Origin of the sequence: Ancrocorticia sp. (genome assembly GCF_052089425.1) — a bacterium.
Lineage (GTDB): Bacteria > Actinomycetota > Actinomycetes > Actinomycetales > Actinomycetaceae > Ancrocorticia.
Window position 1 is genome coordinate 25,660 of sequence record NZ_JBQCZW010000017.1, and the last position, 23,603, is coordinate 49,262.

General features: G+C 59.9%; 23 protein-coding genes and 1 pseudogene. 6 read left to right on the plus strand and 18 right to left on the minus strand.

Features of this window, described 5'->3' with window-relative positions:
• Positions 1 to 50: 50 nt before the first annotated feature.
• Positions 51 to 632, minus strand: coding sequence for an IclR family transcriptional regulator (locus ACTHV6_RS07005; RefSeq protein WP_441386594.1), 582 nt, complete (start codon positions 630 to 632; stop codon positions 51 to 53).
• A gap of 48 nt (positions 633 to 680) precedes the next feature.
• Positions 681 to 866 (minus strand): annotated as a pseudogene (locus ACTHV6_RS07010) (helix-turn-helix domain-containing protein); the annotation flags it as partial.
• 103 nt (positions 867 to 969) lie between these two features.
• Here ACTHV6_RS07010 and ACTHV6_RS07015 point away from each other — a divergent pair.
• Positions 970 to 1,800 carry an HAD hydrolase family protein gene (locus tag ACTHV6_RS07015; protein WP_441386572.1) on the plus strand — a complete coding sequence of 277 codons (831 nt, stop codon included), beginning with the start codon at positions 970 to 972 and terminating at the stop codon, positions 1,798 to 1,800.
• A gap of 21 nt (positions 1,801 to 1,821) precedes the next feature.
• On the opposite strand, the gene ACTHV6_RS07020 is transcribed toward ACTHV6_RS07015, so the two are convergent.
• The 7 genes from ACTHV6_RS07020 to ACTHV6_RS07050 form a co-directional block, all read right to left on the minus strand.
• Complete coding sequence (locus ACTHV6_RS07020) at positions 1,822 to 2,124, minus strand: hypothetical protein (RefSeq protein ID WP_441386573.1); 303 nt, start codon at positions 2,122 to 2,124, stop codon at positions 1,822 to 1,824.
• Positions 2,125 to 2,189: 65 nt separating this feature from the next.
• Complete coding sequence (locus ACTHV6_RS07025; protein WP_441386574.1) at positions 2,190 to 3,119, minus strand: VOC family protein; 930 nt, start codon at positions 3,117 to 3,119, stop codon at positions 2,190 to 2,192.
• A 169-nt stretch (positions 3,120 to 3,288) separates the two neighbouring features.
• Complete coding sequence (locus ACTHV6_RS07030; RefSeq protein ID WP_441386575.1) at positions 3,289 to 4,347, minus strand: zinc-binding dehydrogenase; 1,059 nt, start codon at positions 4,345 to 4,347, stop codon at positions 3,289 to 3,291.
• A gap of 193 nt (positions 4,348 to 4,540) precedes the next feature.
• Positions 4,541 to 5,425 (minus strand): sensor histidine kinase, encoded by an 885-nt coding sequence (locus ACTHV6_RS07035; RefSeq protein ID WP_441386576.1) that lies wholly within the window; start codon positions 5,423 to 5,425, stop codon positions 4,541 to 4,543.
• Positions 5,422 to 6,150, minus strand: coding sequence for a response regulator transcription factor (locus ACTHV6_RS07040; RefSeq protein WP_441386577.1), 729 nt, complete (start codon positions 6,148 to 6,150; stop codon positions 5,422 to 5,424). The genes ACTHV6_RS07035 and ACTHV6_RS07040 overlap by 4 nt, the downstream gene beginning before the upstream one ends.
• Positions 6,150 to 6,788: a hypothetical protein gene (locus tag ACTHV6_RS07045; protein WP_441386578.1), complete on the minus strand. Its 639-nt coding sequence runs from the start codon at positions 6,786 to 6,788 to the stop codon at positions 6,150 to 6,152. Before ACTHV6_RS07045 ends, ACTHV6_RS07040 begins: the two co-directional genes overlap by 1 nt.
• 91 nt (positions 6,789 to 6,879) lie before the next feature.
• Complete coding sequence (locus ACTHV6_RS07050; protein ID WP_441386579.1) at positions 6,880 to 7,641, minus strand: YggS family pyridoxal phosphate-dependent enzyme; 762 nt, start codon at positions 7,639 to 7,641, stop codon at positions 6,880 to 6,882.
• Between the two features lie 81 nt (positions 7,642 to 7,722).
• Here ACTHV6_RS07050 and ACTHV6_RS07055 point away from each other — a divergent pair, with 81 nt between their 5' ends.
• Complete coding sequence (locus ACTHV6_RS07055; protein ID WP_441386580.1) at positions 7,723 to 8,658, plus strand: bifunctional hydroxymethylpyrimidine kinase/phosphomethylpyrimidine kinase; 936 nt, start codon at positions 7,723 to 7,725, stop codon at positions 8,656 to 8,658.
• Here the strand turns inward: ACTHV6_RS07055 and ACTHV6_RS07060 are convergent.
• Genes ACTHV6_RS07060 through ACTHV6_RS07085 form a run of 6 tightly spaced genes read right to left on the minus strand, consistent with a single transcriptional unit; the run spans position 8,642 to position 14,196 of the window.
• Positions 8,642 to 9,487 carry a transglutaminase family protein gene (locus ACTHV6_RS07060; RefSeq protein WP_441386581.1) on the minus strand — a complete coding sequence of 282 codons (846 nt, stop codon included), beginning with the start codon at positions 9,485 to 9,487 and terminating at the stop codon, positions 8,642 to 8,644. The two genes, ACTHV6_RS07055 and ACTHV6_RS07060, sit on opposite strands and share 17 nt — an antisense overlap.
• On the minus strand, positions 9,484 to 10,413 hold the full coding sequence (locus tag ACTHV6_RS07065) for an alpha-E domain-containing protein (protein WP_441386582.1): 930 nt from the start codon (positions 10,411 to 10,413) through the stop codon (positions 9,484 to 9,486). The genes ACTHV6_RS07060 and ACTHV6_RS07065 overlap by 4 nt, the downstream gene beginning before the upstream one ends.
• A gap of 9 nt (positions 10,414 to 10,422) precedes the next feature.
• On the minus strand, positions 10,423 to 12,039 hold the full coding sequence (locus tag ACTHV6_RS07070) for a circularly permuted type 2 ATP-grasp protein (protein ID WP_441386583.1): 1,617 nt from the start codon (positions 12,037 to 12,039) through the stop codon (positions 10,423 to 10,425).
• A gap of 59 nt (positions 12,040 to 12,098) precedes the next feature.
• On the minus strand, positions 12,099 to 12,806 hold the full coding sequence (locus ACTHV6_RS07075; RefSeq protein ID WP_441386584.1) for a hypothetical protein: 708 nt from the start codon (positions 12,804 to 12,806) through the stop codon (positions 12,099 to 12,101).
• Between the two features lie 2 nt (positions 12,807 to 12,808).
• Complete coding sequence (locus tag ACTHV6_RS07080) at positions 12,809 to 13,921, minus strand: PQQ-dependent sugar dehydrogenase (protein WP_441386585.1); 1,113 nt, start codon at positions 13,919 to 13,921, stop codon at positions 12,809 to 12,811.
• 41 nt (positions 13,922 to 13,962) lie between these two features.
• The gene (locus tag ACTHV6_RS07085; RefSeq protein WP_441386586.1) at positions 13,963 to 14,196 is read right to left on the minus strand and encodes a hypothetical protein; all 234 of its coding nucleotides are present in this window, start codon (positions 14,194 to 14,196) and stop codon (positions 13,963 to 13,965) included.
• A 179-nt stretch (positions 14,197 to 14,375) separates the two neighbouring features.
• Between ACTHV6_RS07085 and ACTHV6_RS07090 the strand changes: the two genes are divergently transcribed.
• Together ACTHV6_RS07090 and ACTHV6_RS07095 are read left to right on the plus strand one after the other, a co-directional pair.
• Positions 14,376 to 16,163, plus strand: coding sequence for an NERD domain-containing protein (locus ACTHV6_RS07090; protein WP_441386587.1), 1,788 nt, complete (start codon positions 14,376 to 14,378; stop codon positions 16,161 to 16,163).
• Positions 16,164 to 16,194: 31 nt separating this feature from the next.
• Complete coding sequence (locus ACTHV6_RS07095) at positions 16,195 to 17,604, plus strand: hypothetical protein (RefSeq protein ID WP_441386588.1); 1,410 nt, start codon at positions 16,195 to 16,197, stop codon at positions 17,602 to 17,604.
• 17 nt (positions 17,605 to 17,621) lie between these two features.
• Here ACTHV6_RS07095 and ACTHV6_RS07100 read toward each other — a convergent pair whose 3' ends face one another.
• On the minus strand, positions 17,622 to 19,196 hold the full coding sequence (locus tag ACTHV6_RS07100) for a xylulokinase (protein WP_441386589.1): 1,575 nt from the start codon (positions 19,194 to 19,196) through the stop codon (positions 17,622 to 17,624).
• 118 nt (positions 19,197 to 19,314) lie between these two features.
• Between ACTHV6_RS07100 and ACTHV6_RS07105 the strand changes: the two genes are divergently transcribed.
• The gene (locus ACTHV6_RS07105) at positions 19,315 to 20,499 is read left to right on the plus strand and encodes a glycoside hydrolase family 3 N-terminal domain-containing protein (RefSeq protein WP_441386590.1); all 1,185 of its coding nucleotides are present in this window, start codon (positions 19,315 to 19,317) and stop codon (positions 20,497 to 20,499) included.
• 9 nt (positions 20,500 to 20,508) lie between these two features.
• Here the strand turns inward: ACTHV6_RS07105 and ACTHV6_RS07110 are convergent, their stop codons facing one another.
• Entirely contained in the window at positions 20,509 to 21,501 is a 993-nt protein-coding gene (locus ACTHV6_RS07110; RefSeq protein ID WP_441386591.1) for an asparaginase, read from the minus strand.
• Between the two features lie 258 nt (positions 21,502 to 21,759).
• Between ACTHV6_RS07110 and ACTHV6_RS07115 the strand changes: the two genes are divergently transcribed.
• Positions 21,760 to 22,416 (plus strand): NUDIX hydrolase N-terminal domain-containing protein, encoded by a 657-nt coding sequence (locus ACTHV6_RS07115; protein WP_441386592.1) that lies wholly within the window; start codon positions 21,760 to 21,762, stop codon positions 22,414 to 22,416.
• 33 nt (positions 22,417 to 22,449) lie between these two features.
• Here the strand turns inward: ACTHV6_RS07115 and ACTHV6_RS07120 are convergent.
• Positions 22,450 to 23,603 (minus strand): HNH endonuclease signature motif containing protein (locus ACTHV6_RS07120; RefSeq protein WP_441386593.1); only part of this gene is annotated, 1,154 nt, incomplete at its 5' end.

A 23,603-nucleotide genomic window follows, 5' to 3' on the forward strand; every position in this document is an offset into this window, starting at 1 on the left:
GTATCCCAGGGAGGGCTGAGTGAGAATACTCGCTCAGCCCTCCCTTGCTGCTAGTCACCAATAACCGAAGCGCTAATGGCCTCACTCTGCACGATTGCGTCCGTAATACTCAGGCTCGCACGGTGCATTCGGCGCACAACCAAGGGAATACGGGCTTTCGGCAAGTGTTCAGGAAGCGTTCCCAGCGTAAGTGCCCCAATCGCTTGCCCTCGCACGCCCCGAACAACAACAGCAAGGGCTGAAAAGTCTTGCAATGACTCATTAAAGTTCGTTGCGTAGCCCTTCCTAGCCACTGAATGCAAATGCTCTTCTATATCAGCCATTGTCTGCAACGTAGAACCAGTGAGCGATTGGGCGCCACGTGGGAACAATGCTCGTACATCGGACTCCCGCATCGCGGCCAGAATCGCTTTGCCAGCGGCGGTTGCGTGCGCTGGAAGTACGAGCCCTTCTCGAAGTTTGACTGCATCCTGCGTCGTTCCCTGAGCACCTTCAACGAACAGAACAGAGTTACCCTGCAAGGTGGTGAGGTGACAGGTATCGCCCGTTTCCTCGGCGAGTGCGGCAAGCTGTGGGCGCGCCATCTGTCGAAGGTCAGCACGCGCAAGGCTGCGCACTCCAGCTAGCTTCATTGCGTCACCCGGATAATACGGGCCATGCGGCACCTTTTGCCTTGCGAATTTATAGGCGCACAGAGTGGTAAGAAGTCGGTGCGCAGTGGAACGTGAAACGCCAAGTATCGCTGCTGCCCCCGAAACTCTAAGCTCACCTCGCTCATCCAACACCTTGAGCAATCTCAAAGCATTCTCTACGGAACTGAGCGATCCCCGTGATCCCACACGCGCCTCCCCACGTCTCATCGCCATTCTATCTGCGTCCAAACAGGCCAACCTAGGCCCCGTTGTTATGAACAGATGCTTTTGTGGGAGACTGGAGCAGTCGTTTCTTCTTCCGAAAGGCTGGCAATAGGTGGCGCCCAAACTCGCAATGCTCGATGTTGACGGTACGCTGATGCACCGAGGCTCGTGGAATCCGGGTGCGAAGGATCTGATCAATCTCCTTGTAGATCATGGGATGAAGGTTGCACTGTGTTCGGGCAGATCCACCGCGAGCCTCATTGCTCTGTCGCGCGAGGTCCCGGCAGTGTCCATCATCGCTAGCAGCAGCGGGGCAACGGCCTTGGCGCGGGAATCGGATGATCCACATGCACAATGGCGAGTTCTTGGGCACCGGCCACTTCCACCGCAGGTTCTGGACAATGCGCTCAATGTTGCTGATCGCTGCGGCATCGAAGCGTGGGCATATACCGCGCGCGAATGGATGCTTCGCACCGTGACGGATCGAGCCCGCTTCGAGGAGAGCTTTGTTCACGACAGCCCTCGCATCGATCCCCTCGTTGGACGATCGGATATTGGCAAGGTCCTTTTCCTCGTCGAACGGTCAGGTGACAGAGAATCGTTGCAAGAGATCGATCACTGGGACGGCGTTGGGCTGGTTATGTCGGGCGGGGTCTATGCCGATCTCATTCCCGAGGTTGCCGTGAGAACCAAGGGCGGAGATATGCTGATCGATCACCTCGGAATTGGCTGGGATGATGTCCTTGCCATCGGTGACGGCCAAAATGATATCGGTATGCTCTCTCTGGCGGGCCACGCGATGTGCGTGGATGGGCTGGCAACCGACAGGCTGGATCCGGCTAGTCCGATCCAGCAACGCGCTCACGCAGCCACGACAGCCGACGCGCTAGAGATCGCACGTGAGTGGTATTCGGCGCCGGTGAACCAAGAGGAGGCGCGCTAGTACCTAGCCAAGAAATGCGCGCTAGGAGCCCCCGGCCTTGCCGTAAACGATGACGTCCAGAATCTGCCAGCCAAAGAAGGCAAAAAGCGCAAACGGGCCGCACAGGAAGAAGATAAACTCCGTTTTCTCGCTCATCATCGGCCGGCGCACCGTGACTCGCTCTTTATTGACCCGGGTTGCCGCATAATATCCTGCGGCAACCCATGCAGCAGCGATCACGAAACTGATACGCAGGTCCAGACGCGTAAAAATAATGAGCGCAACAACGGCGAATAGGCTGGCTATCACGACAGCCATCAACAACCGAACAACGATGCGCTTCATATTCCCATTATCTCAAAACACCGCCGAGGTTTTCGAGCTTGCGCTGTTCTGTTGGTTACCTTCTCTTACGCCTTGCGCGATAGAACGGCATCCACAGAGGCCCCAGGCAGCGAAACGGTGACTGCCGTTCCCCACGGGTCCTTGGTTGTCACGGATTGCCCATCGAAGGAGTACTCGATTTTTGCCCGCGCCAGCCGCGCTGTGAGCGCATCGAGATCTTCGAGCGCCGGGACCGTCACGGCCACATTCGCCAGCCCCAAGCTAGCCGCGCGGGGGCCCGCTCCCCTACTGTTCCACACGTTCATGGCCAGATGATGGTGATAACCGCCAGCGGAGGTAAAGAGCGCACTCGGCATCGAATCCGCGGTCACTTCGAATCCCAGAGCATCCACGTAGAACTTGCGCGCCGGCGCGATCGCCCCAACCTGCAGGTGAACGTGGCCAACGTGGGCTCCCACGGGTCCCGAGGCCTGCGTGGCACCGCCACCTCGGCCAGTCCCAGCAGCAAGATGCTTGGCCAAATAGGCGTTGGGATCCAACCGCAGAGTAGCCATATCAACCTGGCCGTTCGTGTAGGTCCACTGTGACCGCGGCCGGTCATAGTAGAGCTCCACGCCGTTACCCTCGGGATCGGTGAAGTAGAAGGCTTCACTGACAAGGTGATCGCCAGTACCCGCGAAACGGGTTTCCGGCTGCTGGGCGGCGCGGAAAACAACCTCGGCAAGCGCGTGCTGGGTAGGGAACAAGAACGCGGTGTGGAACAGCCCTGCCTGATGCGGATCGAAATCAGGCAGATCGGGAGTCTTGATCAGGCGAACCATGGGAACGCCACCGTTGCCCAGTACGCGGCTGACCCGCGATCCCTCGGCCCGCTCTTCGATCGGCTCCATCGCGAACGCGCGCGAGTAGTACCTGCTCATGCCCTCCAGATCGCGAACCTGAAGCGTCACGGCATCCATCCCAGCAGCTGCACTGATAATTCTCTCGTCCACCATGTTCCACGGCCCTTCTGGAAAGCTACATATTCGTTGAAGTCACAGTGGCGCCGCGCGCCACCCACACACGTCAACTAGTTGAATGTGTAACTAATTCCCATCCGGGCCGGACTGTGGCTAGCGGCTCATGACGCCGCAAGCCCAGCCGGTAACAAGCCGCCGTGACTACCTATCGCTTGATTTCCCCGTTGGGCAGAAGCACGGACTTCAGTGCCTCGCCGGTGCGTGCCAGTTCAAGCGCCCTATTGATCTCGGACAGGGGAAGCACATGGGTAATGAGCTTGTCCGCCGGGAATCGCGGATCGATCGATAGCTCGAACGCGCGCTGGACCTGCATGGTGTTGGAAGCGTAGTGCCCGTAGATCCACAGGCCGTTGTAGTGAATGAGGTTCGTATCCAGCTCCGTCAGCGAACCCTTCGGCACGCCACCAAAGAACACCACGGTGCCAGCCTTGCGCGCCATGAGAAGCGCCTGCTGCTGACCCTTGGTGGATGGATTCGCAGAGATCACCTTATCGGCTCCACGCCCACCGGTCAGGCGCAGCACCTCAGCCACGGCGTCGGTTTCGGCGGAATTCACCAGAGCGTCAATATCGAAGCCCGCCGCCTGATCAAGGCGCGCCTGATTCGTATCCGTGACGATCACCTGCGAAGCCCCGCGCATCCGGCTCAAGATCGCCAGAAGCAGCCCCACGGGACCGGAGCCCAGAATCACCACAGAATCGCCCATCGTCACGTCAATGTTCTCCACGCAGGCGTATGTGGAGGACATGGGTTCGGCAAGCGTGGCGCGAATTGGATCGACGCCCTCGGGGATCTCGAAGGTTGCTCCCCTATCTACGCGCTTGGCGCTGTAGGAGATGTACTGAGCGAAGCCACCGGGGCTTGCGGTGTAGTCCTCAACCTCGGAACACTGTTCGGAATGGCCCGATCGGCAGTTCTCACACTTGAGGCAGTGAGCCAGCGGATACACGTAGATCCATTGCCCGGGCGTGTAGGCGCTCACCCCCGGCGCAACCTCGGCAACACGCCCCACGACCTCGTGCCCGTAGAGCCACGGGTAGGCACCGGAACGAGAGTCCGTGGTCAAGTTGCGAATGTCCGATCCACACATTCCAATGGCGTCCACCTCAACAACAAATCCCCCATCGGGGCATTCGGGCACCGGCACCTGTTCCACCCGAATATCGCCGGGGCCATACATCAACGCTGCATCCATCATTGCCATCGCACTGCTCCTTTACTCGCGCATTTCGTGGTTCCCAGCGTACGGAGTTCGCGCCCGGGTTGCGAACTTTTTTCGTTTTTACGACGACGACGAAGCCGCCTCCCCGATCTACAGCGAGTACCCGAACGCCACAAGCCCAAGAGTTGCCGAACATACGATGATGAGGACGGCAGGTCCGTCGTCGTCACAAAAATCAACTCGCCGCGCGCAAACGGAGGGTCACCCGCGTACCCTGGCCTGGCGAAGAACGAAGAGCCGCGCTACCTCCGTGGCGTTCAGCAATCACGCGCACGATAGCCAACCCGAGGCCAGAGCCCTGAGCGCCACGCGTATCGGACCCGCGCGCCAGTTCCTCCCAGATAATCTGCATATCCTTCTCGGGGATACCCCAGCCCGTGTCAGAGATGTCAACGGATACCCACCCATCGGCCTCACTCGCGCGCACTTCAATGTGCGCATCAGCATCCGAATACTTGGCGGCGTTCGAAATGACGTTGTAGAGGGCAACAACCAGCAAATCGGGATCGCCGAGCACATCGGGCACCGGCCATGGGACCTGCGGGAACTCCACCAAAATGTCACGATCCGGATACGTGGCCAGAACGGCATCTGCAGCCTCTTCTGCGGCGTCCTTCAGATTGACCGGGATCAGTTCAATTGGCCGCGTTTCCAGATCGGCAAGCTTCGCCAACTCGTTAACCAAGGAGCTGAGGCGGTGGGCCTGCGCGTTTGCCACACGGACGGCTTCATCCTCGCCAGGCATCGTTGCCAGAGATGTGCGGATCGCGGTGACGGGATTCTTGATCTCGTGATCGAGGCGGCGCAGGAAGGTACGGCGCTGATTGCGTTCTTCTTCGCGCACCTGCGCCTGAACATCAATCTGGCGCTGATCCCGCCTCTTTTTTGTGACGCCGGTGATGATGAGAACCACGGCGGCAATCGCTGCGAGTATCAGAATCAGCGTTGAGATTGGGGCGTACAGGTAGAGCCACGGATTGACATCCACGCCATAGAGAACTCCCGCCGATACCGCCGCTGCGAGGAGCACGGCCACCGCGGCCACCACACGATTCTTCATGCTCCCTGCACCTTTCCAAGAAACCGATAGCCTGCGCTTTGAACCGTCTCAATGAACTGCGGCTTTTGGGCGTCTTCTCCCAAAACCCTGCGAATCTCGGCCACTCGATGATCGATGGCCCTGGTTGTCACGGCGAATTCATACCCCCAGAGTGTGGCAAGCAACCGCTCACGCGTGTGCAGTTCGTCAGGGTGGGACATGAGGTATTCCAGCAGCATAAGCGCCCGTGGCGTCAGCGCAACTTCGTCCCCGTCCAGATAGACGCGGCGCGAGGCGCGATCGAAGGCCAGCGGGCCGCTCACCATCTTGCCCGCCGAGGCGAGCGTGCGCTGGCCCGGGGTAGTCCGGCGCAGCACGGCGCGGATTCTGGATACGAGTTCTGGCGGATCGAACGGCTTTCCGATGTAATCATCCGCGCCCTCATCGAGGGCCGCCGAGCGCTCGAAGGATTCGTCCACCTTCGTCAGCAGTATCACCGGCGTCCAATCCTCGCGCTGGCGCAGTTCGCGCAGAAGAGAACGGCCATCGCGCCGCGGCATCAGAACATCGCTGACGATGATGTCCACATCTTGTGAATCGAGGATCGCCAGAGCCTCTTCCCCATCAGACGCCACCGTCACCTCGAACCCTGAACGTTCCAGATACGGCGCCAATGTTGAGGTAATTGGCTCCTCATCGTCCGCCAGAAGGATTCGAGATGCGGCGGCATCGTCAGGGCTATACATCAGATTTGGTCCTCCGAAACCACTAGGGAATCCATGCTCTCATCGTCAATATACGGGTTGCCCGTTTCAAAGATCACGATATTACCGTGTGCATCATCATCCAGATCTATCTCTCTGGCGCTCTTGACCACCAGCACATTCCCCTGCCCATCAATGGACACATCGTTCGCGTTCTGAGCAATCACGATGGTGCCATGAGCATCGATATCCAGTTCGTCACAATCATCCGTTATCTCGATGATCGCTCCGCTTTCCTTAATATCAATGTCTCCACCGTTGCACTGGAGCTGCTGGGTCGCCTGAGGCGCGAGGGCCTTCCTCACGTCTCCAGCAGCCGAGGATTCGGACATTGCATCGGAAACTGCCGAGCCGGGATCGGCAGCATCCGGGTTACTCGAATCCTGCGGCTTTGGGTTCGCCGTGGGAGTCTGCTTCGGGGCGTCTTCGTCGGTTGGCGCCAGCGTAGGCGCCTCAGTTTCGGGTGCCGGAGCAGCCGTGGTTTCGCTTCCGGGAGCGAGGGACTCCACCTGAGGCAGCGAGTCCTGATCCGGGGCCGAGCCTGCCGAGCATGCGCCCAGTCCCAGAGCACCAGCCATGATCAGTGCGGCAATTCCTGTTTTCTTCGTTGTATTCATCATGTTTCCCATCGTAGAAAACGGCAAAGCGCCTCTGGTGTCCAATGGTTCGCAGAGTTGTCGCAAGTTCGCGACAACCGGATGGCTGGGTTTGTCATTGCGGAGCGTTACCGGAGGACGGCCAGTAGTACTGATCCGATGTTGCCCGTTCTCCGAAGATTGCCTGCCCCACACGCACAACGGTGGAGCCTTCTTCGATCGCATCCTCAAAGTCCCCAGACATGCCCATCGAGAGCTCGCCGGGTCCGATGAGTTCCGGGCCGGACTGTCGTGCCTGATCGCGTAGTGTTCGCAGGAGCCGGAAGCAATCGCGGACCTTCTCGCGATCGGATGAGAAGACGGCAAGCGTCATTAGCCCGCGTACCTTCAGTGTTTCGAAGCTGGCCAGACGCTTGAGGAAGCCCTCGAGTTCTTCCGGTGGCATACCGTACTTGGAATCTTCGCCCGAGGTGTTGACCTGCACGTACACGTCAAGGCTGCGCCCAGCCGCATCCAATCTGCGATCAAGCTTTTCAGCAAGGTGAAGGGAATCAAGGGCATGGAACTCAGAGGCGAAGGACGCCACGTCGCGTGCCTTATTGGTCTGAAGGTGACCGATGATGGCCCACGCAACGTCCTCATCGATCAGTTCGGCGTGTTTGCGCGAAGCTTCCTGAACCTTGTTCTCCCCGAGAATGTGGCAGCCCGCCTCAATCGCCAATCGCAGGCGATCAGCTGGAATCGTCTTGCTGACCGGCAGGAGCCGAACGTTCGCCGGATCCCTGCCCACCCGCTTGGCAGCCTCGTCAATCCGCGCCTGCACATCGCCAAGGTGACGGCGGAAATCTTCGACTGAATTCGCTTGGGTATACGTCACTGGGTGCTCCGATCATTTGCCTTCATCATCAACTAATATTAGCGGCGTTGGATGTACACGAGACGGAAGAAGAATCGCACAGTGGCTACAAACGGCGAAATCGCGATTGGCACCGATACTGACATCGCAACTGATCGCAAAAAGTGGGAGTTGGATCAACGCCCCGTTGACGTCTTGGCCATTGGATCGCAAGTAGTATACGGAACCGTTGGGCTTAGTTCCTCCCGCCCCGTGTTGGAGAGCAACGGCCTGAAAGTGGCTGCATTGCCCACGGCACTGTTGGGGACTCTTCCGCATTATCCAACGCTCCACGCGGCAAGCATGGAGCCGGCGTGGATCACTGGCGTGCTAGAAGATCTGGAGGCGCTGGGCGTTGCGGACGAAGCCCAGACGATCTACACGGGCTACTTTGCCTCCCCTCAACAAGTGGCGGCGGTGGCCGATTGGCTTGAAACACTTCTCGAACGGCTCCCAGATCTGCGCGTGATCGTGGATCCCACACTTGGAGATTATGACGTGGGGTTCTATACCGATCCCGGCGTTGCGACCTCCCTTCGTGCGCGCCTTCTTCCGCTGGCAACTGGCATCGTCCCGAACGTGTTTGAGTTAGGCCAACTGGGTGGCAACGATACAGGCAGCGCCTCACCAGAAGAAACTGGTGCTCCAGCCATAACACTTGAGAGCGCCATAACACCTGAAAGCGTTTTCTCGCTGATGGGCGAACGCGCCCAGTGGGCGGCAATCACGAGCGTCTCGGCCCGCGGCGCCCACTCCGCAGAGAGCGCGGGGCGTCCGGCGATCGGTTTCGAGAACATCGATTTCGAGAACCTCGTGGTGACGCGTTCTGGTCTCACGCACATCCCCTACGAGCGCATCGAGACGAGCGTCAAGGGAACGGGAGACGCGATGGCCGCGAGTATCGTCTGCGGCTTACACGAGGGCTTGGACATTGTGAGCGCGGTGCGGCGCGCCGGCGCTGACGTGCGCAAGCTGATCAGCGCTACCCCAGCTTCGTGAGCTCCACGCTCACGGAAAGCTCCGAAAGCGCTCGCCCGGCATACACTCCGCGCAACGGTGCTATATCGGAGTAGTCACGCCCGTGGCCAACGTACACGTGGCGCTCCCCGATTTCCATGAGATTGGTGGGATCGTATCCACGCCAACCACCGGCATACCATTCCACCCACGCATGCGATTCGCCCACCACTGGCTCTCCCACGCTCGCGGCCGGATCTGGGTGTAGGTATCCGGACACGTAGCGTGCGGGAATGCCAGCTTCGCGCAGAACCCCCAAGGTGACGTGGGCGATGTCCTGACACACACCTGAACGCACGGCCCATGCCTCGCTGGCCGTGGAATTTACGCCGGTCACCCCGCTGCGGTACTCCATCGCGTCCCCAACCTCATGGCAGATAGCCCGAGCCGTCGCGTCCACATCAGCTCCCGCATCCTTGGCGGTGAGCGCCACCATGGTCATGTCTTCATTCGGTTCGGTGGCGTTGGTCTGCGTCAGAGCGTCAGTCAGCTGCACGGACACGGGTAGTTCGCCAGCGAGGCTCTCCCACGAGAACCCCACCGGCTCCAGCGCGATGGGCCGCACGTCCGTCACGCTCGTCGCCATCACCTGCAGCTGCTGGTGGGGCGTGAGAATTTCGAAGGCGGAAACGTACGTACCCCAAAAGTCGCGGTACGTGTTCTGATGGGCGGCAGGCGTGACATCCACGTGCGACTGGAGAACAAACTGGCCGTCTCGGGTGCGCGGGAGCATACGGGCCTCGTTGTAGGAAGCGGTGGCCTGTTCGGCGTACGTCAGTTCCGTCAGATGCACAACTTTGATGCGGTTCATATCTTCTCCCCAATCCACACGGGCATCGCTATAGACGGGAAGTAGCGTTCCCGAATCACATCGCTGGCCACAGATACAGCCCCCTGCACACCCTCCATGCTCTCTGACAGATTGTTGACGGTTGACGCGATGGGTTGGTACTCAAGCTGCGCTCGAATCCGCCCCAAGGCTTGGTGAGCCGGGCTTGGAACGCCTAAACCGCCCACTGGATCGATCCGTTGCAGGCACTGCTCCGCCCGCAGGAAACTGGCCAGAATGGAACGGGGAAACAATCTATCCACCAAGAGGAATTCGACGGCGCTCTTGGTAGTGGAACCGCGCTGACTACGCAGATGAGCCTCGTAGGCGCCGCACGAACGCAGCAGAGTTGTCCAGCTGGGGCCTCCGGCCTCCGTTAAGGAGCGAGTGGCCAGCAGGCGGGCCGTCATGTCCGCACGCTCAAGCGATCTTCCCAAGGAGAAGAACTGCCACGCTTCGTCGCGGCTCATCGTTGATTCGATAACTCCAAACGCCAGTGCGGACCGATCTCTGACCCAACTGAAGAACACGTGCGTTTTGTCCATAGGAACCACAACCGGCATGTGAGCGTTCGTTTCATTCAACGTCTCCCACAGATCCGTGGAGATGGTTTCGCGGGCTCGCCGGGCGTTCTCGCGAGCCGCTGAAATCGAATGAGCGATCGATGCCGGATTGTCGTCATTCAGCCCAAGCAGGCGCACCACATCCGCCCTCGATACCTCGCCTTCTGGTCCGCTCGGCGCCTCAGTTCCCATGACGCCCAGCAGCGCCCGGCACGCCGTGTCCTCATCCACCCACGGATCCTCGAGCAAAAGCTGCAAGTGAACGTCAAGTATTCGGGCCGTTCCACCGCTTCGTTCCGCGTAACGCCCGATCCAAAACAACGCTTCGGCAATTCGGCTCAACATAACGCCCCCTCAGTCCTGTTGTTGCTGTTGCTGTTGCTGGAAGTGGCGGGCTTTGATATCGGCATCGGCCGGCGAGGTGTGAAGGGGCGTGGGCCGCGGCTCGCTGTTCGGAGTGCCGGCCTGACTGCCACCCTGCGCCGCTCGACGTTTGCGGGCAGTACCGCCGAGCACCCACGTGTCCTTCGATCCGCCGCCCTGACTGGAGTTCACCACCAACTGGCCCTCGGGCAGCGCCACACGCGTCAGACCGCCCGGCAGCACCCATACGTCCTCCCCGTTGTTGACGGCAAAGGGCCTCAGATCGGCATGCCGCGGCCGAAAACCATCCTCCACCAGCGTAGGAATGGTGGACAGCTGAACCACTGGCTGTGCGATCCACCCACGCGGATCGTCCAGCAAAGCCTCCCGCAGCCCGTCAAGCTCCGCCCTACTCGCATCCGGGCCAACCACGATCCCTTTGCCGCCTGACCCATCCACGGGCTTGATCACCAGCTCATCGAGGCGATCGAGCACCTCAGCCAGCGCCTCGGGTTCTTCCAGCCGCCACGTGTCAACGTTGGGCAGAATGGGTTCTTCGCCAAGGTAATACCGGATAAGGGCCGGGACGTACGTGTACACCAGCTTGTCATCGGCAACCCCGTTGCCCACCCCGTTGGCGATTGTCACGTTGCCCAGCCTCGCTGCCAGCATGAGGCCGGGCGCCCCCAACACCGAGTCTGGCCGAAAGTGAAGCGGATCGAGGAATTCGTCGTCGACCCTCCTGTAAATAACGTCCACGCGCGTAGAACCCTCGGTGGTATGCATCCACACGCGCCCGCCGGAACAAAAGAGGTCCCTCCCCTCCACGAGCTCCACACCCATCATGCGGGCCAACAACGTGTGCTCGAAGTAAGCGGAATTGAAAACCCCCGGGGTCAACACCACCACGTTCGGCTCGGCCACATCCTTCGGCGCGGATGCGCGCAGCGCCTGAAGGAGGTGCGCTGGGTAATCTCCAACGGGCCGCACGGGCATACTCTCGAAAAGCTCGGGCAGCGTTTGCGCCATGACTTGGCGGTTGGACAGCACGTAGCTGACCCCGCTAGGCACCCGAACATTATCCTCCAGCACCCGGAACGCGCCCTGCTCATCGCGAATCACATCGATCCCCGCCACGTGGATACGCACGCCATTCGCGCCAACAATTCCCGCTGTTTGGCGATGAAAATGCTTGGAGGAGCTGATGATGGACGCCGGGATCACGCCGTCCTTGATCGCCTGCATCGGTCCATAGGCGTCCGCCAAGAACGCCTCGAGCGCCTTGACACGCTGAGCAACGCCCTTTTCCAGATATGCCCAATCATCGGCAGGAATGACGCGCGGAACCACGTCCAGCGGGAAGGGCCGCTCCTCCCCAGCAAAATCGAAGGTGACGCCCTGAGCCAAGTATGACTTCGCGAGCGCATTGGTTCGCCCACGCAGCTCCGCATCGTCCAGCCGCGCCAGCACCGGGTACATATCCTTGTACGGTTCACGCACCGCATCCCCGCCAGGAACCGCATCGGAAGGAAACAGCTCATCCCACGGCTCGCTCAATCTGCGTGTGGGGCCACCCCGGTTCATGTATCCGCTGAACAACGATTCCATGGTCAGAGTGTTCCAGCCGTTGATTGCGGGGCAGTTACGGCCGCGTATCCGTTAGGTAGCTAGGCGAAGCCCCACCATGTGGTATCTATGTCAATGAGCCAGTTGTTGCGCAGCGTCAGTGCACGTTCGAGCGCCGCAACAATTCCCGCCACGAGTAGCGTGGAGTTGAACCAATCGGGCAGGTTAATGGGCGAATCGAAGGTGCCCACGCGTTCGGCGATGGGTTCCCAGCTGGTCACTGCCTCCGCGAGTTGGGGAATCCCCACCACGAGGCACGCCAGTAAAATAAGGATCGCGAGCACACTGATCGTTCTGCTGAGAGCCGGGTATCTCCTGCCAAATCGTGCCCGGAGCCCCTCCATCGCGGCCCGGTCTGGGCGCAGCACCTGTTCGGGGCCGTCGGGCGGCACGTAGTGCATCCGCTTGAGCCCGTACACCGAGGTTTCCACTTCGATGGTTCCGCCGGCCGCTGGGAACACGGCAGGAAAATCGGAGCGATAGAGTTGCCTGCCGTCCCGGTAGAGCGCCGCCTGCGGGGTTTTTGGTTTTGACGACGACGAAGCTCCGCCCCACCAATCGTCAGAATCTTCATCCGCACCTGAAGCGTCATCGGCGAAGAAGTGGACATCTGCGGCGTAATGGCCATCTGGCAGGTCAATGTAGAACAGCGTGCGCGTCAATAGCTGCCAGAACCGGAAGGGTGGCAGCGCGCTTCCGTCACCGGGCCGGACCTTCTTCAGGCGGCGATTCCTTCTCCATTTGCCCACCACTATGGGGCCCCGACTTCCGCCACGTCCAGATCGACTCGGAGAATCTTGTCATCACCATCGCCGGGCTGGCCACGCCCATCCGTGTTATTGGTCAGAATCCACAGGGATTCATCCGGCGCAACAATCGCGTCCCGTAGCCTCCCGTGTTCTGCCACGAAGTATTCGGTAGATTCTGACAGATCATCGAGAGGGATCTGGCGTAACCGTTCCCCGCGCAAATTGGCAATCACGATCGAATCCGCTGTCACGGCGATGCCGCTCGGGCTAGCTTCCGATGTGCTCCATTGCTGGACGGGATCGATGTAATTGCCATAGTCAGCGCCGCCGATCCCCTCAAAGGCTGGCCAGCCGTAGTTCCCGCCCGGTTCGATCACGTTGAGTTCATCCCACGTGTTCTGGCCAAACTCGGTGGAGTACATGGTTCCCTCAGCATCCCAGCCGATTCCCTGCGGGTTTCGGTGGCCGTAGCTGTACACGAGCGAATCGCTGAATGGATTGTCCTCGGGCGGCTCGCCCTCAGGGGTCATGCGAAGAATCTTGCCGCCGTATGAGTCGAGTTCTTGGGCGCTGGGCCCCTCCCCAGCATCGCCCACGGTCGCATACAGCATGTCATCTGGACCAAAGGCGATTCGTCCCCCGTTGTGGTTTCCGGATGACGGCAGCCCGTCGAGGACAGTCTCTTGGTTCGAGATCTGCAGGGCGCCCGCTTGACCGTCAATATCGAAGCGGTCAATGCGATTGCCGTCCGGTCCCGTGAAGTACACGAAGAGCTGGGAATCGTGCGTTGCCAGCCCGAGGAGGCCTCCTTCGCCTCCATGCTGAACGCCATCGATAACGCCTACTTCTCGAAGCTCACCCGTATCGCTGCCGCTGTTGGAATCGCTGAACTCAAGAATAGTGCCGGTGTCCCGCTCGCTGATCAGGGCGGATTCCTCGTAGAACGCCACAGACCATGGGGCATTGAGATCAGTTGCGAGTTCTGTGACTGCTCCGCTGGTCGTTTCTGGTCCGGAACGTGTTTCGCTGGTTTCACTGGTGCATGCGCTCAACGCTGCGGCGAGCAGTAGAGCGCTCAAGGACGCGGTTGTGCGCGGACGATGCGGCATTGCCATGGCTGGCCTCCTCGGGTCGGCCTTCGTCGTGGCGGTCTTGGCTACTTGTCCTCCTCTGAGTCCTTCTCCTCTGAACCCTTATCCTCTGAGCCCTTCTCGCGGTGGCGAGTGCCCTCGCTCCCGTCCACCTCATCGGCGTACTCGGTAGAGCTCGCCGTTAAGGGAGATTCATCCTGCCATGTTTCCTCCAGATTGGCACGTAGAGCTTGTTCCTTCTCTACATCCGCATAGATGGGGGTCGGTTCTTGCTTATCGTTCTTCGGCGTGGCATCCATGTTTAGAGCATATGAAGAAGGTCCTACCAAGGCAATGGTTGAGGGAAATGTGGCCAGCTGGCTCACGCTCAGGGCGAATGCGCCAACGCACAAATTACCATCACGTGAGTCCCGCCCGCTACGTACTATGAGACGGTAACCACATACTCGTGCACTTCAGATTGGTCACTATGCCTCGCATGATTCCCCGCACTTCACGAAGCGGTGCTAATACGTCCGAACGGCGCATATACAACGCCTTAGAAGGAATCGTGGACCGGCCGGATTGGATCGTCTTTCATTCCCTCCCTGTTCGCCAGCACATAAACAAAATGATGGGGGAAGCCGATTTCGTTGTTGTGGTGCCCGGCAAAGGTGTAGTGATCATCGAAGCCAAGGCGCCAGCTCACGTGGAGTATGCAGAAGGAATCTGGACCCTCGACCACACACCGCAGCCCCATAAGAATCCATTCGACCAACTCAACGGCGCCTCAGGCAGCATCCGCGCTTATCTCAAACGTGAGGGCGTGATTGACGGCAGCGAGCCCTTCGCGCGAATACTGTGGTTTACTTCGTTGGGCCGGCACCACTTCACTGGGCGCGCGCCCTCTGATCTGTCCTTCTTCGAGTGGGAGTTGGCTTGGGCAGACGATGTAAAGAAACCTACGCGAATCATCGAGAAAACGCTCAACGAGCATATCGCGTGGTATACGGATCGCGGAAACCTTCGGCTTGACCCCGCCGGGCTCACCGCGGCAAAGGCGGATGCTATAGCCGGTGCCCTCCTGCGAGACTTCAGCATTGAGGCAGACCTCCAAGATGCACTGCGCGAATCCAAGGTCCTGGAAGCTGAAGCTCTCGCCGAGCAACGATTTGCACTGGACTTGGTGGAAACCAATCACGCAGTGTATTTCGATGGCCCGGCAGGCACAGGCAAGAGCTACCTGTTAGCTCAAGCCGCGGTGCGCTCGGTCAGGCGCAATGAGCGTACCCTCTTGACCTGCTGGAACGTGCAGATGGCACAACAGTTGCGCGAACAGGCTGTTGTCAACGGCCCGCTGGCCGTGGATGATCTTGGCAGCATCATGCTGCGTATCGCTGGTCTCGAGTCCCATCCAGCCGGTGCAGATAGCCTGTGGTACTACGAAGAACTCCCCGCGTTGGCGCTTACCAAACTCACGCAGGAAAAGGAACAGATCGCAAACCCAGTACAGCCCACTTCAACACCGCGCCACACCCGCCCCACACCGTGCCCTCCCCACGCATCCCACGGCCGCATGCGACAGCTGGGCGGGTATAGGTATGTCATCGTTGATGAATTTCAGGACATTGCAGCAAGTCCACTCCTTGTGAACGTCATCCTCGCACTCGCCGGGCCGAACTCGAAAATCATGTTGGCCGGCGATGCCCGCCAACAGATCATGAGACGCGCAAGTGAACGCGTTGATCCCTACAACGTGGCAAAGGAACAGATCCCGAATCTGGTACACGCACGGATCCGCCTCAATTGCCGTCAGGCTCCTTTACTCACCGATCAGGCGGAAGCAATCCTCGGCCGCAGTTTTGGATTTGTCACGTCACGATTGCCCTACAGCGTTCCAGGCAGTGCCGATCGGCTAGTAGTTCCGGCCGCCTCGGAGGTTCACGCGCTGGCCGAGGCGGTCAAGACTCTCACGCGGCTCTATGGCAACAGTGGCATCGTCATCCTGAGCCCGCGTGGCGCCCACTCCCTCGCGTCTCGTGTAGTTGGCGGCGAGTTCGATCACGGCAATGATTGGCTGCGAGGTAACCTCACTGGTGAGGGCGCTATCAAGTTCGGCTCAATTTCCGCACTCAAGGGCATCGAATCCGATGCTGTCGTGATAACCGATGTTGGGCCTGCGGGCCAACGCTGGGCCGAAGAACAGAACCTTGATTGGGACGATCTCTTGTACGTGGCGCTCTCACGGGCCAAACGCAGGGCGGTGATCATTGAGGCCGAAGAGTAGCCTCATGAGCCAAACACGGTAGGGTAACCGAATGGCAACACGATCACGCTGGCACGAATACCGAGTATCCGCGAGCGGCGAGCTCGCGTTGAACTTCACGAACACCATGATCCCGTTGGCCTTTGGTTTGGGGGCTGGACTCCTCTTGACCTTTGCCATTGGCCTACCGGCAGAGCAAGGCTTCATGGCCGCGTTTCTCACGGATTTGGGAATGGAGGCCGAAACTATTTGGGACACGGTGACGGCGCTCGATCGCCTCTCACGAATCGGCTTGGCTGTCCTCATGTGCGTGGGACTCCTCGTCGCCCTTGGCGGATCCATCGCCTCCTATATAGCTGACAGCGCCACCAGCAAGTCACTGGCATCCGCCGCACAATCTGACGCGCCACGCCATCTGGTCCCGGCGCCGCATCAAGTAGAGCGCGTCACGCGCGAGGATTCCGGCCTGGAAATCTTCCTCCTGATGGTGAGCCTCATCAGCGGCATCATTATGGTCCCGCTTTTCTTCTTCTCATTGTCCGAAGATTTCGGTGAAGGAGCCATCGTCTCGCTCGCCGGCATCGCCGTGATCGCGGGCATGCTCTATGCGTACCGCCACATCAAGAACGTGGGCAAACCTGCGCAACACTCCCGCCGCATGGACATCGCGGAGCATTGGACCACTGAAGATGAGGCTGCCGCGTGGGACGCCGCGCAACAGATCGGGGAAGAGTACTACAAAGACAGAGGAAAGAAGGACCGCCACCACTTCATCAGACTCGGCTCTCTCTTGGACATGGTGGGCGCGGCCTGCTTGGCTCTCGCACCCATCATCTTCTACGCCATGACGTTTGTCCTTTATCCGGACGCGCGGGAAACCTCCCCAGGACAATGGGATTTGGGCCGCCGAGCCACACTGGATGAATCGACGGAAGAGATGGCTTACATCGGAATGTGGGCGCTCGTCATATTCTTGTTGCTCGCCATCATTCTTCCCAGCGTAGGACTCCTCCTGCAAGGACTCGGAGAGAAGGCTGAACGGGCAGGCCTCATGCGCGCCTTAGACGATACGTTCCCCAGCAAGCCTGCACACGGCATCCTCGTTCACCATTCCGACCAGCATGCTTCCCCACTTGGACGGTTCGTCGCGGGCGCTGCCGGAATCGCCATCGCTTTTGGCCCGGCCGCCCTGATCCTCAGCACAATGGGTGATGGTGGGTTTTATTCCGGTATGGGTGACGCGTTCACGCCATTCCGGCCACTTGCCCTTGCGATCACGGTCTGTGCCGTCATCTTGCTCATCGCAGGATTCCTGATCAACGCCCAGAGCAACACGCGCAGCATCGAACTTCGCAACCGCCTGATGGAGCGCTGGCCCACGCTACCGCGGCCAAAGACCACAGGTAGCGACGATGATCGAGATTTCATTCCCGCAACCGTTGGACCAGCGCTCACACCTTAGCGTTCGAGCCCCAAGTCCTACAGCTCAGCCTGCGGGGATTCGGGCCGCGAGCTCGGGTAGCGCTCGGATAGCTCGTAGAGCTCCCGGAAGGTCTCTTTGAGCTGCGGGTAGAGCTTGCGCTGAACACCTGCGACGTCACGGTACTGCTCATGGAGCTTCATATCTGGCTCCACGGTGATGCCGAACTGCGCCATTTCGCGTGCAGACTGCTCCACACCGCCCGAACCGTGAGCCCCGATTCCGGCCATGGCCACAACGGCAGCACCGAGGGCGGAAATCTCGTCCTCCAAGCACAGAGTGATCGGTACGCCCGCGGTATCGGCCATGATCTGACGCCATAGCTCCGAACGCGTTCCGCCGCCCATCGCCCTCAGCGTGGTGATCTTGGTTCCGGTACCGGCTTCGATCGATTCGAGGTTCAGCTTCATTTCAAAGCCGATGGATTCGAGGATGGACCTGTACATATGGGCTCTTGAATGAGTTCCACGCCAGCCGACGACGGCGCCGCGCGCGATCGCATCCCAATACGGCGACTGTACGGCGTTCCAGTACGGCAGCGTAATGAGGCCCTCAGCACCCGGTGGAATCTCAGAGGCGGCGCGATCCAGTTCAGGATCCGGTTCACCCAGAAGCTTGGGATCGCCCAGAGTCTCGCGGAACCACCCTGCGAGGTAGGAGCCGGAGGATTGAACAACCTCAAACACGTAGTCCCCTGGCACACCACCTACCAGTGTCCGGAACACCGGGTCGTATACGTAATCATGTGCAGCGACACCCGCGTTCACCGCGGTGCCTAGATTGAGGTAGGCAACATCCGGGGTCACTGCGGCAGCACCAACTCCTGCCGCCTGCCCATCGCCAAGTCCAGAGATGATGGGCGTGGAAGCGGATATCCCCCACTCGCTGGCAAGCTCTGGCTTGAGCGTTCCCATCACGTCGCCCGGCGGGACCAGATCGGGCATCTGATCACGGCGCACACCAGCAATGTCGAGCAGCTCATCTGCGTAATCAAACTTCTGAATATCAAGAATGCCAAGCGAATCCGCTGACGCGGTAGAAGCCGCCCACCGCCCGGTCAGATTGAAGCTGATGTAGGCAAGAACGTCCGATACCTTATCCGCTCCCTCGAGAACGCCGGGTTCGTTTTCTTTGACCCACGCCATCTTGTACAGGCCGGGGGTAACTCCCGCCGGCTTACCAGACAGCTCGTGGATATGAGCAGATCCGTATCGTTCGATCTGGCTAGCAGCGCGGGAATCGAGCCACAAAATGCCGCGGCGCAGCGGGGTTCCATCGGCTGTAAACGGCGCGAATGTCTCGCGCTGATGGGTCAGCCCAATGGCCTTGACCCGCTCCTTGTCGCGCGCAGAGAGCTTGGATAACACTTCGGCGATCGTGTCCCTAGAGGTTTCCCACCAGCGGCTGGCCGTGTGCTCGTATTCATCCATAGCAGGGGTATGAAGCTGGATGTTGCGCTTGGCCGTGTGCCATACGTTGCCGGCAGCATCAACAACGATCGCCTTTGTTGACGTTGTGGACGAATCGAGCGATACGACAAGCGGACCATCTTGAAGAAATCCGGTGCTGGACATTCTGACCTCCTTGACTGGGATCGCCACCTCTTTGCTAGCGATCTACGGAATGAGTTTACTCGGATCGTGTGCGCTGAGCCACAACCAAGTTGCCGTGGGCGTTGGTACCGTGGCATGCATGACGAAACGTGATGTAGCCCGGCGCGTCCCTTCCCTCTTTGCCACACTGGCCATCCTTGGCCTCAGCGGCGCAGCGGTTGGGTGTTCACCGGCTGTGAGAGAGGCTCCGCCGTCGTCGTCAAATCCCACAAATACCCTCTCCCCCGACGAACAGGAAGCGCGCGAACGCTGGGATTCCATGGATCTGGAGGAACAGGCCGCCAGCCTGCTCATGCTCTACTATCCCGGAACTGATGGCGCGGCAACCGCTGAATTCGTGGACGAGTTTCAGCCCGGTGGAATCATCATCATGGGCGATAATGTTCCGGAAGATGAAACGGACATCGCTGCGAACATCCAGCAGTGGAATGAGGCCGCCGAATATCCGCTGCTGATCGGCATTGATGAAGAGGGCGGGACCGTCACGCGTTTGCCGTCCGATACGTTCCCCGCCGCTCCGCAGCTGCGGGATGGCCCCGCGGCTGATACCACGGAGGCTTTTCAGGATCGTGCCGGGCTCTTGGAGAGTTTAGGCATCAACGTGAACTTCGGGATTGTTGGCGATACAACGGATAACCCGGATTCGTTCATCTGGCCGCGGGTTCTTGGCTCCACGCAGGAGCTCGCCGCCCAGAACGTGGCCGCTGCCGTTCAGGGCGAGCAGGGCCGGGCAGCTTCCACCATCAAGCACTTCCCCGGTCACGGGCTCACCGCCGAGGATTCACACACGAGCATTCCCACCTCGGATGTGACAAAGGAAGAGTGGGCCGAACTGGCGAAACCGCCGTTCCAAGCTGGTGTTGATGCCGGCGCGGAGTTCGTCATGATGGGGCACTTGGCGTTCCCTGAGATTGCGGACGGGCCGGCCTCACTTTCGCCCGAGTGGTATCAGATTCTTCGCGACGAACTCGGATTCGGCGGCGTGATCATCACCGATTCAATGACCATGCTGCTCGATTCGGGGATCCCCGAATACTCAGATCCCGTACAAAATGCCGTGGACGCAATCGGGGCGGGTGCCACCATGGTGCTGATGGTGGCCGCTCCCGGCGGCGTTGAAGAGAATGCCGAGGCCATGATCACTGGGATCGCTCAGGCCGTTCGCGACGGGGAAATTGACCAAGATGCGTTTAATGAGGCTGGGATCCTACTTATGGAACAGCGAATCGCGCTTGAAGATGGCGTTGAAGGCGGAGATGAATAGACCGCCCCGCTACTCACCGCGGCGCGCGAACTCGCTGCGAATCTCTTTGAGGCTCGCACCGTTTGCCACGAGCAGCGCGAGGAGAATTCTCGCCTTGCGTGGCGATAGGTAGCCGGCGCCCACGAAGCCGCGGCTCAGCAGGTCAATCTCCGAACCCGGATAATCGTACGCCGCTACGGTGGTGGTCCCGCCTCCTTGGCGGGTGGCGAACACGATCGGGACGCCGCCGTTCATCATCAGTTCAGCCTCGTCAGCCATGGACACCGAGATATGGCCTACACCTGCGCCAGCGAACACCAATCCGTCAATGCTGTGGCTATCGACCGCTCGGACGACGCGGCCATCCTCTCCCAGTCCCATTTCGAGAATCGGGATGTTCGCGTCGATAGCTTCGGGGGCTTGTAACGCCGGTAGGCGAAGAGCAGGGCGCATCATGACTCGAGCACGGTGCTCCACGATTCGCGCGATTGGTCCCCAATCCGGTGACCTGAAGGCGCCAGTGCTGTTCGCGTGGGATTTCGTCACCGTCCGCGCTAGGTGCACCTGATCATCGAGCGCCACGAGCACGCCCATCCCACGCAGTTCCTCGGAGCTCGCGGCGATCACCGCCGCCAGAAGATTCGCTGGGCCGTCAGCCCCCGGGGCATCCGAGGAGCGCATCGCGCCCGTGATCACCAGCGGCTCAGGTGCGTCCCACAATAGATCCAAGAAGAAGGCAGTCTCGTCCAGCGTGTCGGTTCCATGGGTGAGGACCACGCCGCGCGCTCCGGATGCGACCGCTCCCTTGGCATAGTTGAGGGCCTTCAGCAGGTGCGCAAAGGTCAATGCCGGAGAAGGCACGCGGAACACCGATTCGGCCGTAATGTACGCGAACTCTTCGATCTGTGGAACGCTCGCGATAAGTTCCTCTGCACCGAGTGCCGGGCTAACACCCGCACCGGGCTCCGCCGGCGCCATGGCGATCGTGCCACCTAACGATCCAACGGCAATCAGTGGTTTCACAGAGATCCTTTCGGGGGCGTTTCTGGGAGGGTCGTTTCGGTGTTGAGCTAGCTTCGTTAGAGCTCCTGTTTCGTTCAAGAGCCCACAGATTTTGATCCACGTAACGCAGCCCATCTTAGGGCATCGAGGTTTCGGGCTCGTGACCATCCACCTTCCGTCCTTTAGCCTCCTCCACCCGTCCTTTAGCCTCCTCCACCCGTCCTTTGTCCAAACTACGGAGAATTGTGCACTTTATCAGGCCATCGATAGGCTCGAACCATGACGTCACATCAGGAGCTCCCCTATCCAGCAGACGAAATCCTTCGCATCGCACGCGAGCTTACGTCCATTTCTGAATCAGGGCTCTGGTATTGCAAGGATAAGTTTGACATCGGGCGGTTCCACGACGTGGGTCAGTTGGCCCGCGACCTGACGCAGCTGTTGGAAGACGGGGAACTCCCTCCCTACGATCGCGAAGTAGCTTCGGTCGCCGGGTATACGACACCCAAGGTAGACGTGCGCGGTGCCGTTTTCAACGCTGATGGCAGAGTCCTTTTGGTGCGCGAAATCGCGGACAAAGGCCGATGGACCCTGCCCGGCGGATGGTGTGACGTCAATGAGAAACCAACGAGTGCCGTGGAACGCGAGATCCGTGAGGAAGCCGGACTGGACACAAAGGTGACACAATTGGCGGCCGTTATCGACCGTGATAGCTGGCCGCACACCCCGCCGCTCGATCATCAGGTCTACAAGCTCTTCTTCATCTGCGAGCAGCAAGCCGCAGAAGATCTCAACTACACCAGCATTGAAACGAGCGCGCTTGGTTGGTTCGACGTCAACAACCCACCTGAGCTCTCCGCCAGTCGTACACTTCCCGAGCAGCTCATCATGATGAAGGAGCACTGGCTCAATCCCGGCCCCACTTACGTAGATTAATCAAGGCCGTTCGCTTCGCACCTCGGGAGTTGCCTATGCGGCTTCGAGGATGGTGGTGTGGTGGGTGATGCCTACGAGTTCGCCGTCTGGTTCGGTGAAGGTGAACCCTCCGGCATGGTGGGTGATGATGACCTGTTTGGAGTGAACGTACCGGTGGTGGTGGAAACACAACAAGACCGCGTTATCCATCGTGGTTAGTCCGCCTTTCTCCCATTGCTGGGCATGATGAATCTGACTGACTTCTATCCCTCTGGAGCATCCCGGGTATCGGCACGCCCGGTCACGAGCCGCCACAGCCCTAGCTTGTCGGGAACTAAACAATCGTTGGGACCGCGACGTATCGATCGGCTCACCATGGGCGGTCAACACAACTCTCGCAATATCCGAATCGCAGAGCAGCTCGGCGAGCTGGGTTGGGGCCAGCGGTGTCCCATCCGATAGCCGCGCCGGACTGTAACCCTCCAGCATGTCCACATCGATACCTGCCCGAATCTCGGCGAGCACGGCACCGAGGTCGCGTTCCACGTTCTCCCGCCCGTCCAGACACGCGCCCTGCCTGCCGAGTCCCCGCCCCGTGGTGGGACAGCCCGGTCCGGATGGAGAAACGTGGCCGGGTTCAACGCCCGCGCCAGTGCCGGGAGCGTGCTCGACACCGAAGTCGCGACCAGAGCCGGATTCAGACCCATGGAGACGGAGTTCTCCCGGTGAGGCTTGTGGGCGTGCCCAATCGGGTGGTTGCCCCACGTCGAAGGTTTCACCCACCCGATCCCGGACCTTCTTCCGGCCAGTCTTCGTCGTTTCCGGTGACGTGTTGTCGTGTGGGCAGGATTCTCCCACGCCATCGGGTGAACCCGCAACGTGCTGGCGGAGTCCTCCGTGAGAAACTGCGCCGCCGTTTGCGCGGAGTTCTCCTGCCTCAGGGCCGAGTTCTCCTGTTTCCGGACAGCGTTCTCCTAGAGAAGTAGATCCGTGATGACTAGTGCCGGTGCCCGCTATCGGATTGTCACTATTGCTGAAGAGATCTGGGCCCTGCTGGCCATCGATCGAGCTGAACAGGTCCTCACCGGTAGCCTGTCCTGAATCTGTGTGGTGGAAACTGGCGTTGCCAGCGGCAGTGGTATTGAGGTTCCCGCCCTGAGCTACACGATGAATATCGGAGGAGACGGAATTCTGACCGGAATCGCGGG

Excerpts from the sequence above, each read along its gene's own strand:
- ACTHV6_RS07005 (WP_441386594.1), bottom strand. The coding sequence starts at position 632 with ATGAAGCTAGCTGGAGTGCGCAGCCTTGCGCGTGCTGACCTTCGACAG.
- ACTHV6_RS07020 (WP_441386573.1), bottom strand. The coding sequence starts at position 2,124 with ATGAAGCGCATCGTTGTTCGGTTGTTGATGGCTGTCGTGATAGCCAGC.
- ACTHV6_RS07025 (WP_441386574.1), bottom strand. The coding sequence starts at position 3,119 with ATGGTGGACGAGAGAATTATCAGTGCAGCTGCTGGGATGGATGCCGTG.
- ACTHV6_RS07030 (WP_441386575.1), bottom strand. The coding sequence starts at position 4,347 with ATGGCAATGATGGATGCAGCGTTGATGTATGGCCCCGGCGATATTCGG.
- ACTHV6_RS07035 (WP_441386576.1), bottom strand. The coding sequence starts at position 5,425 with ATGAAGAATCGTGTGGTGGCCGCGGTGGCCGTGCTCCTCGCAGCGGCG.
- ACTHV6_RS07040 (WP_441386577.1), bottom strand. The coding sequence starts at position 6,150 with ATGTATAGCCCTGACGATGCCGCCGCATCTCGAATCCTTCTGGCGGAC.
- ACTHV6_RS07045 (WP_441386578.1), bottom strand. The coding sequence starts at position 6,788 with ATGATGAATACAACGAAGAAAACAGGAATTGCCGCACTGATCATGGCT.
- ACTHV6_RS07060 (WP_441386581.1), bottom strand. The coding sequence starts at position 9,487 with ATGAACCGCATCAAAGTTGTGCATCTGACGGAACTGACGTACGCCGAA.
- ACTHV6_RS07065 (WP_441386582.1), bottom strand. The coding sequence starts at position 10,413 with ATGTTGAGCCGAATTGCCGAAGCGTTGTTTTGGATCGGGCGTTACGCG.
- ACTHV6_RS07070 (WP_441386583.1), bottom strand. The coding sequence starts at position 12,039 with ATGGAATCGTTGTTCAGCGGATACATGAACCGGGGTGGCCCCACACGC.
- ACTHV6_RS07080 (WP_441386585.1), bottom strand. The coding sequence starts at position 13,921 with ATGGCAATGCCGCATCGTCCGCGCACAACCGCGTCCTTGAGCGCTCTA.
- ACTHV6_RS07085 (WP_441386586.1), bottom strand. The coding sequence starts at position 14,196 with ATGGATGCCACGCCGAAGAACGATAAGCAAGAACCGACCCCCATCTAT.
- ACTHV6_RS07090 (WP_441386587.1), top strand. The coding sequence starts at position 14,376 with ATGATTCCCCGCACTTCACGAAGCGGTGCTAATACGTCCGAACGGCGC.
- ACTHV6_RS07095 (WP_441386588.1), top strand. The coding sequence starts at position 16,195 with ATGGCAACACGATCACGCTGGCACGAATACCGAGTATCCGCGAGCGGC.
- ACTHV6_RS07100 (WP_441386589.1), bottom strand. The coding sequence starts at position 19,196 with ATGTCCAGCACCGGATTTCTTCAAGATGGTCCGCTTGTCGTATCGCTC.
- ACTHV6_RS07105 (WP_441386590.1), top strand. The coding sequence starts at position 19,315 with ATGACGAAACGTGATGTAGCCCGGCGCGTCCCTTCCCTCTTTGCCACA.
- ACTHV6_RS07115 (WP_441386592.1), top strand. The coding sequence starts at position 21,760 with ATGACGTCACATCAGGAGCTCCCCTATCCAGCAGACGAAATCCTTCGC.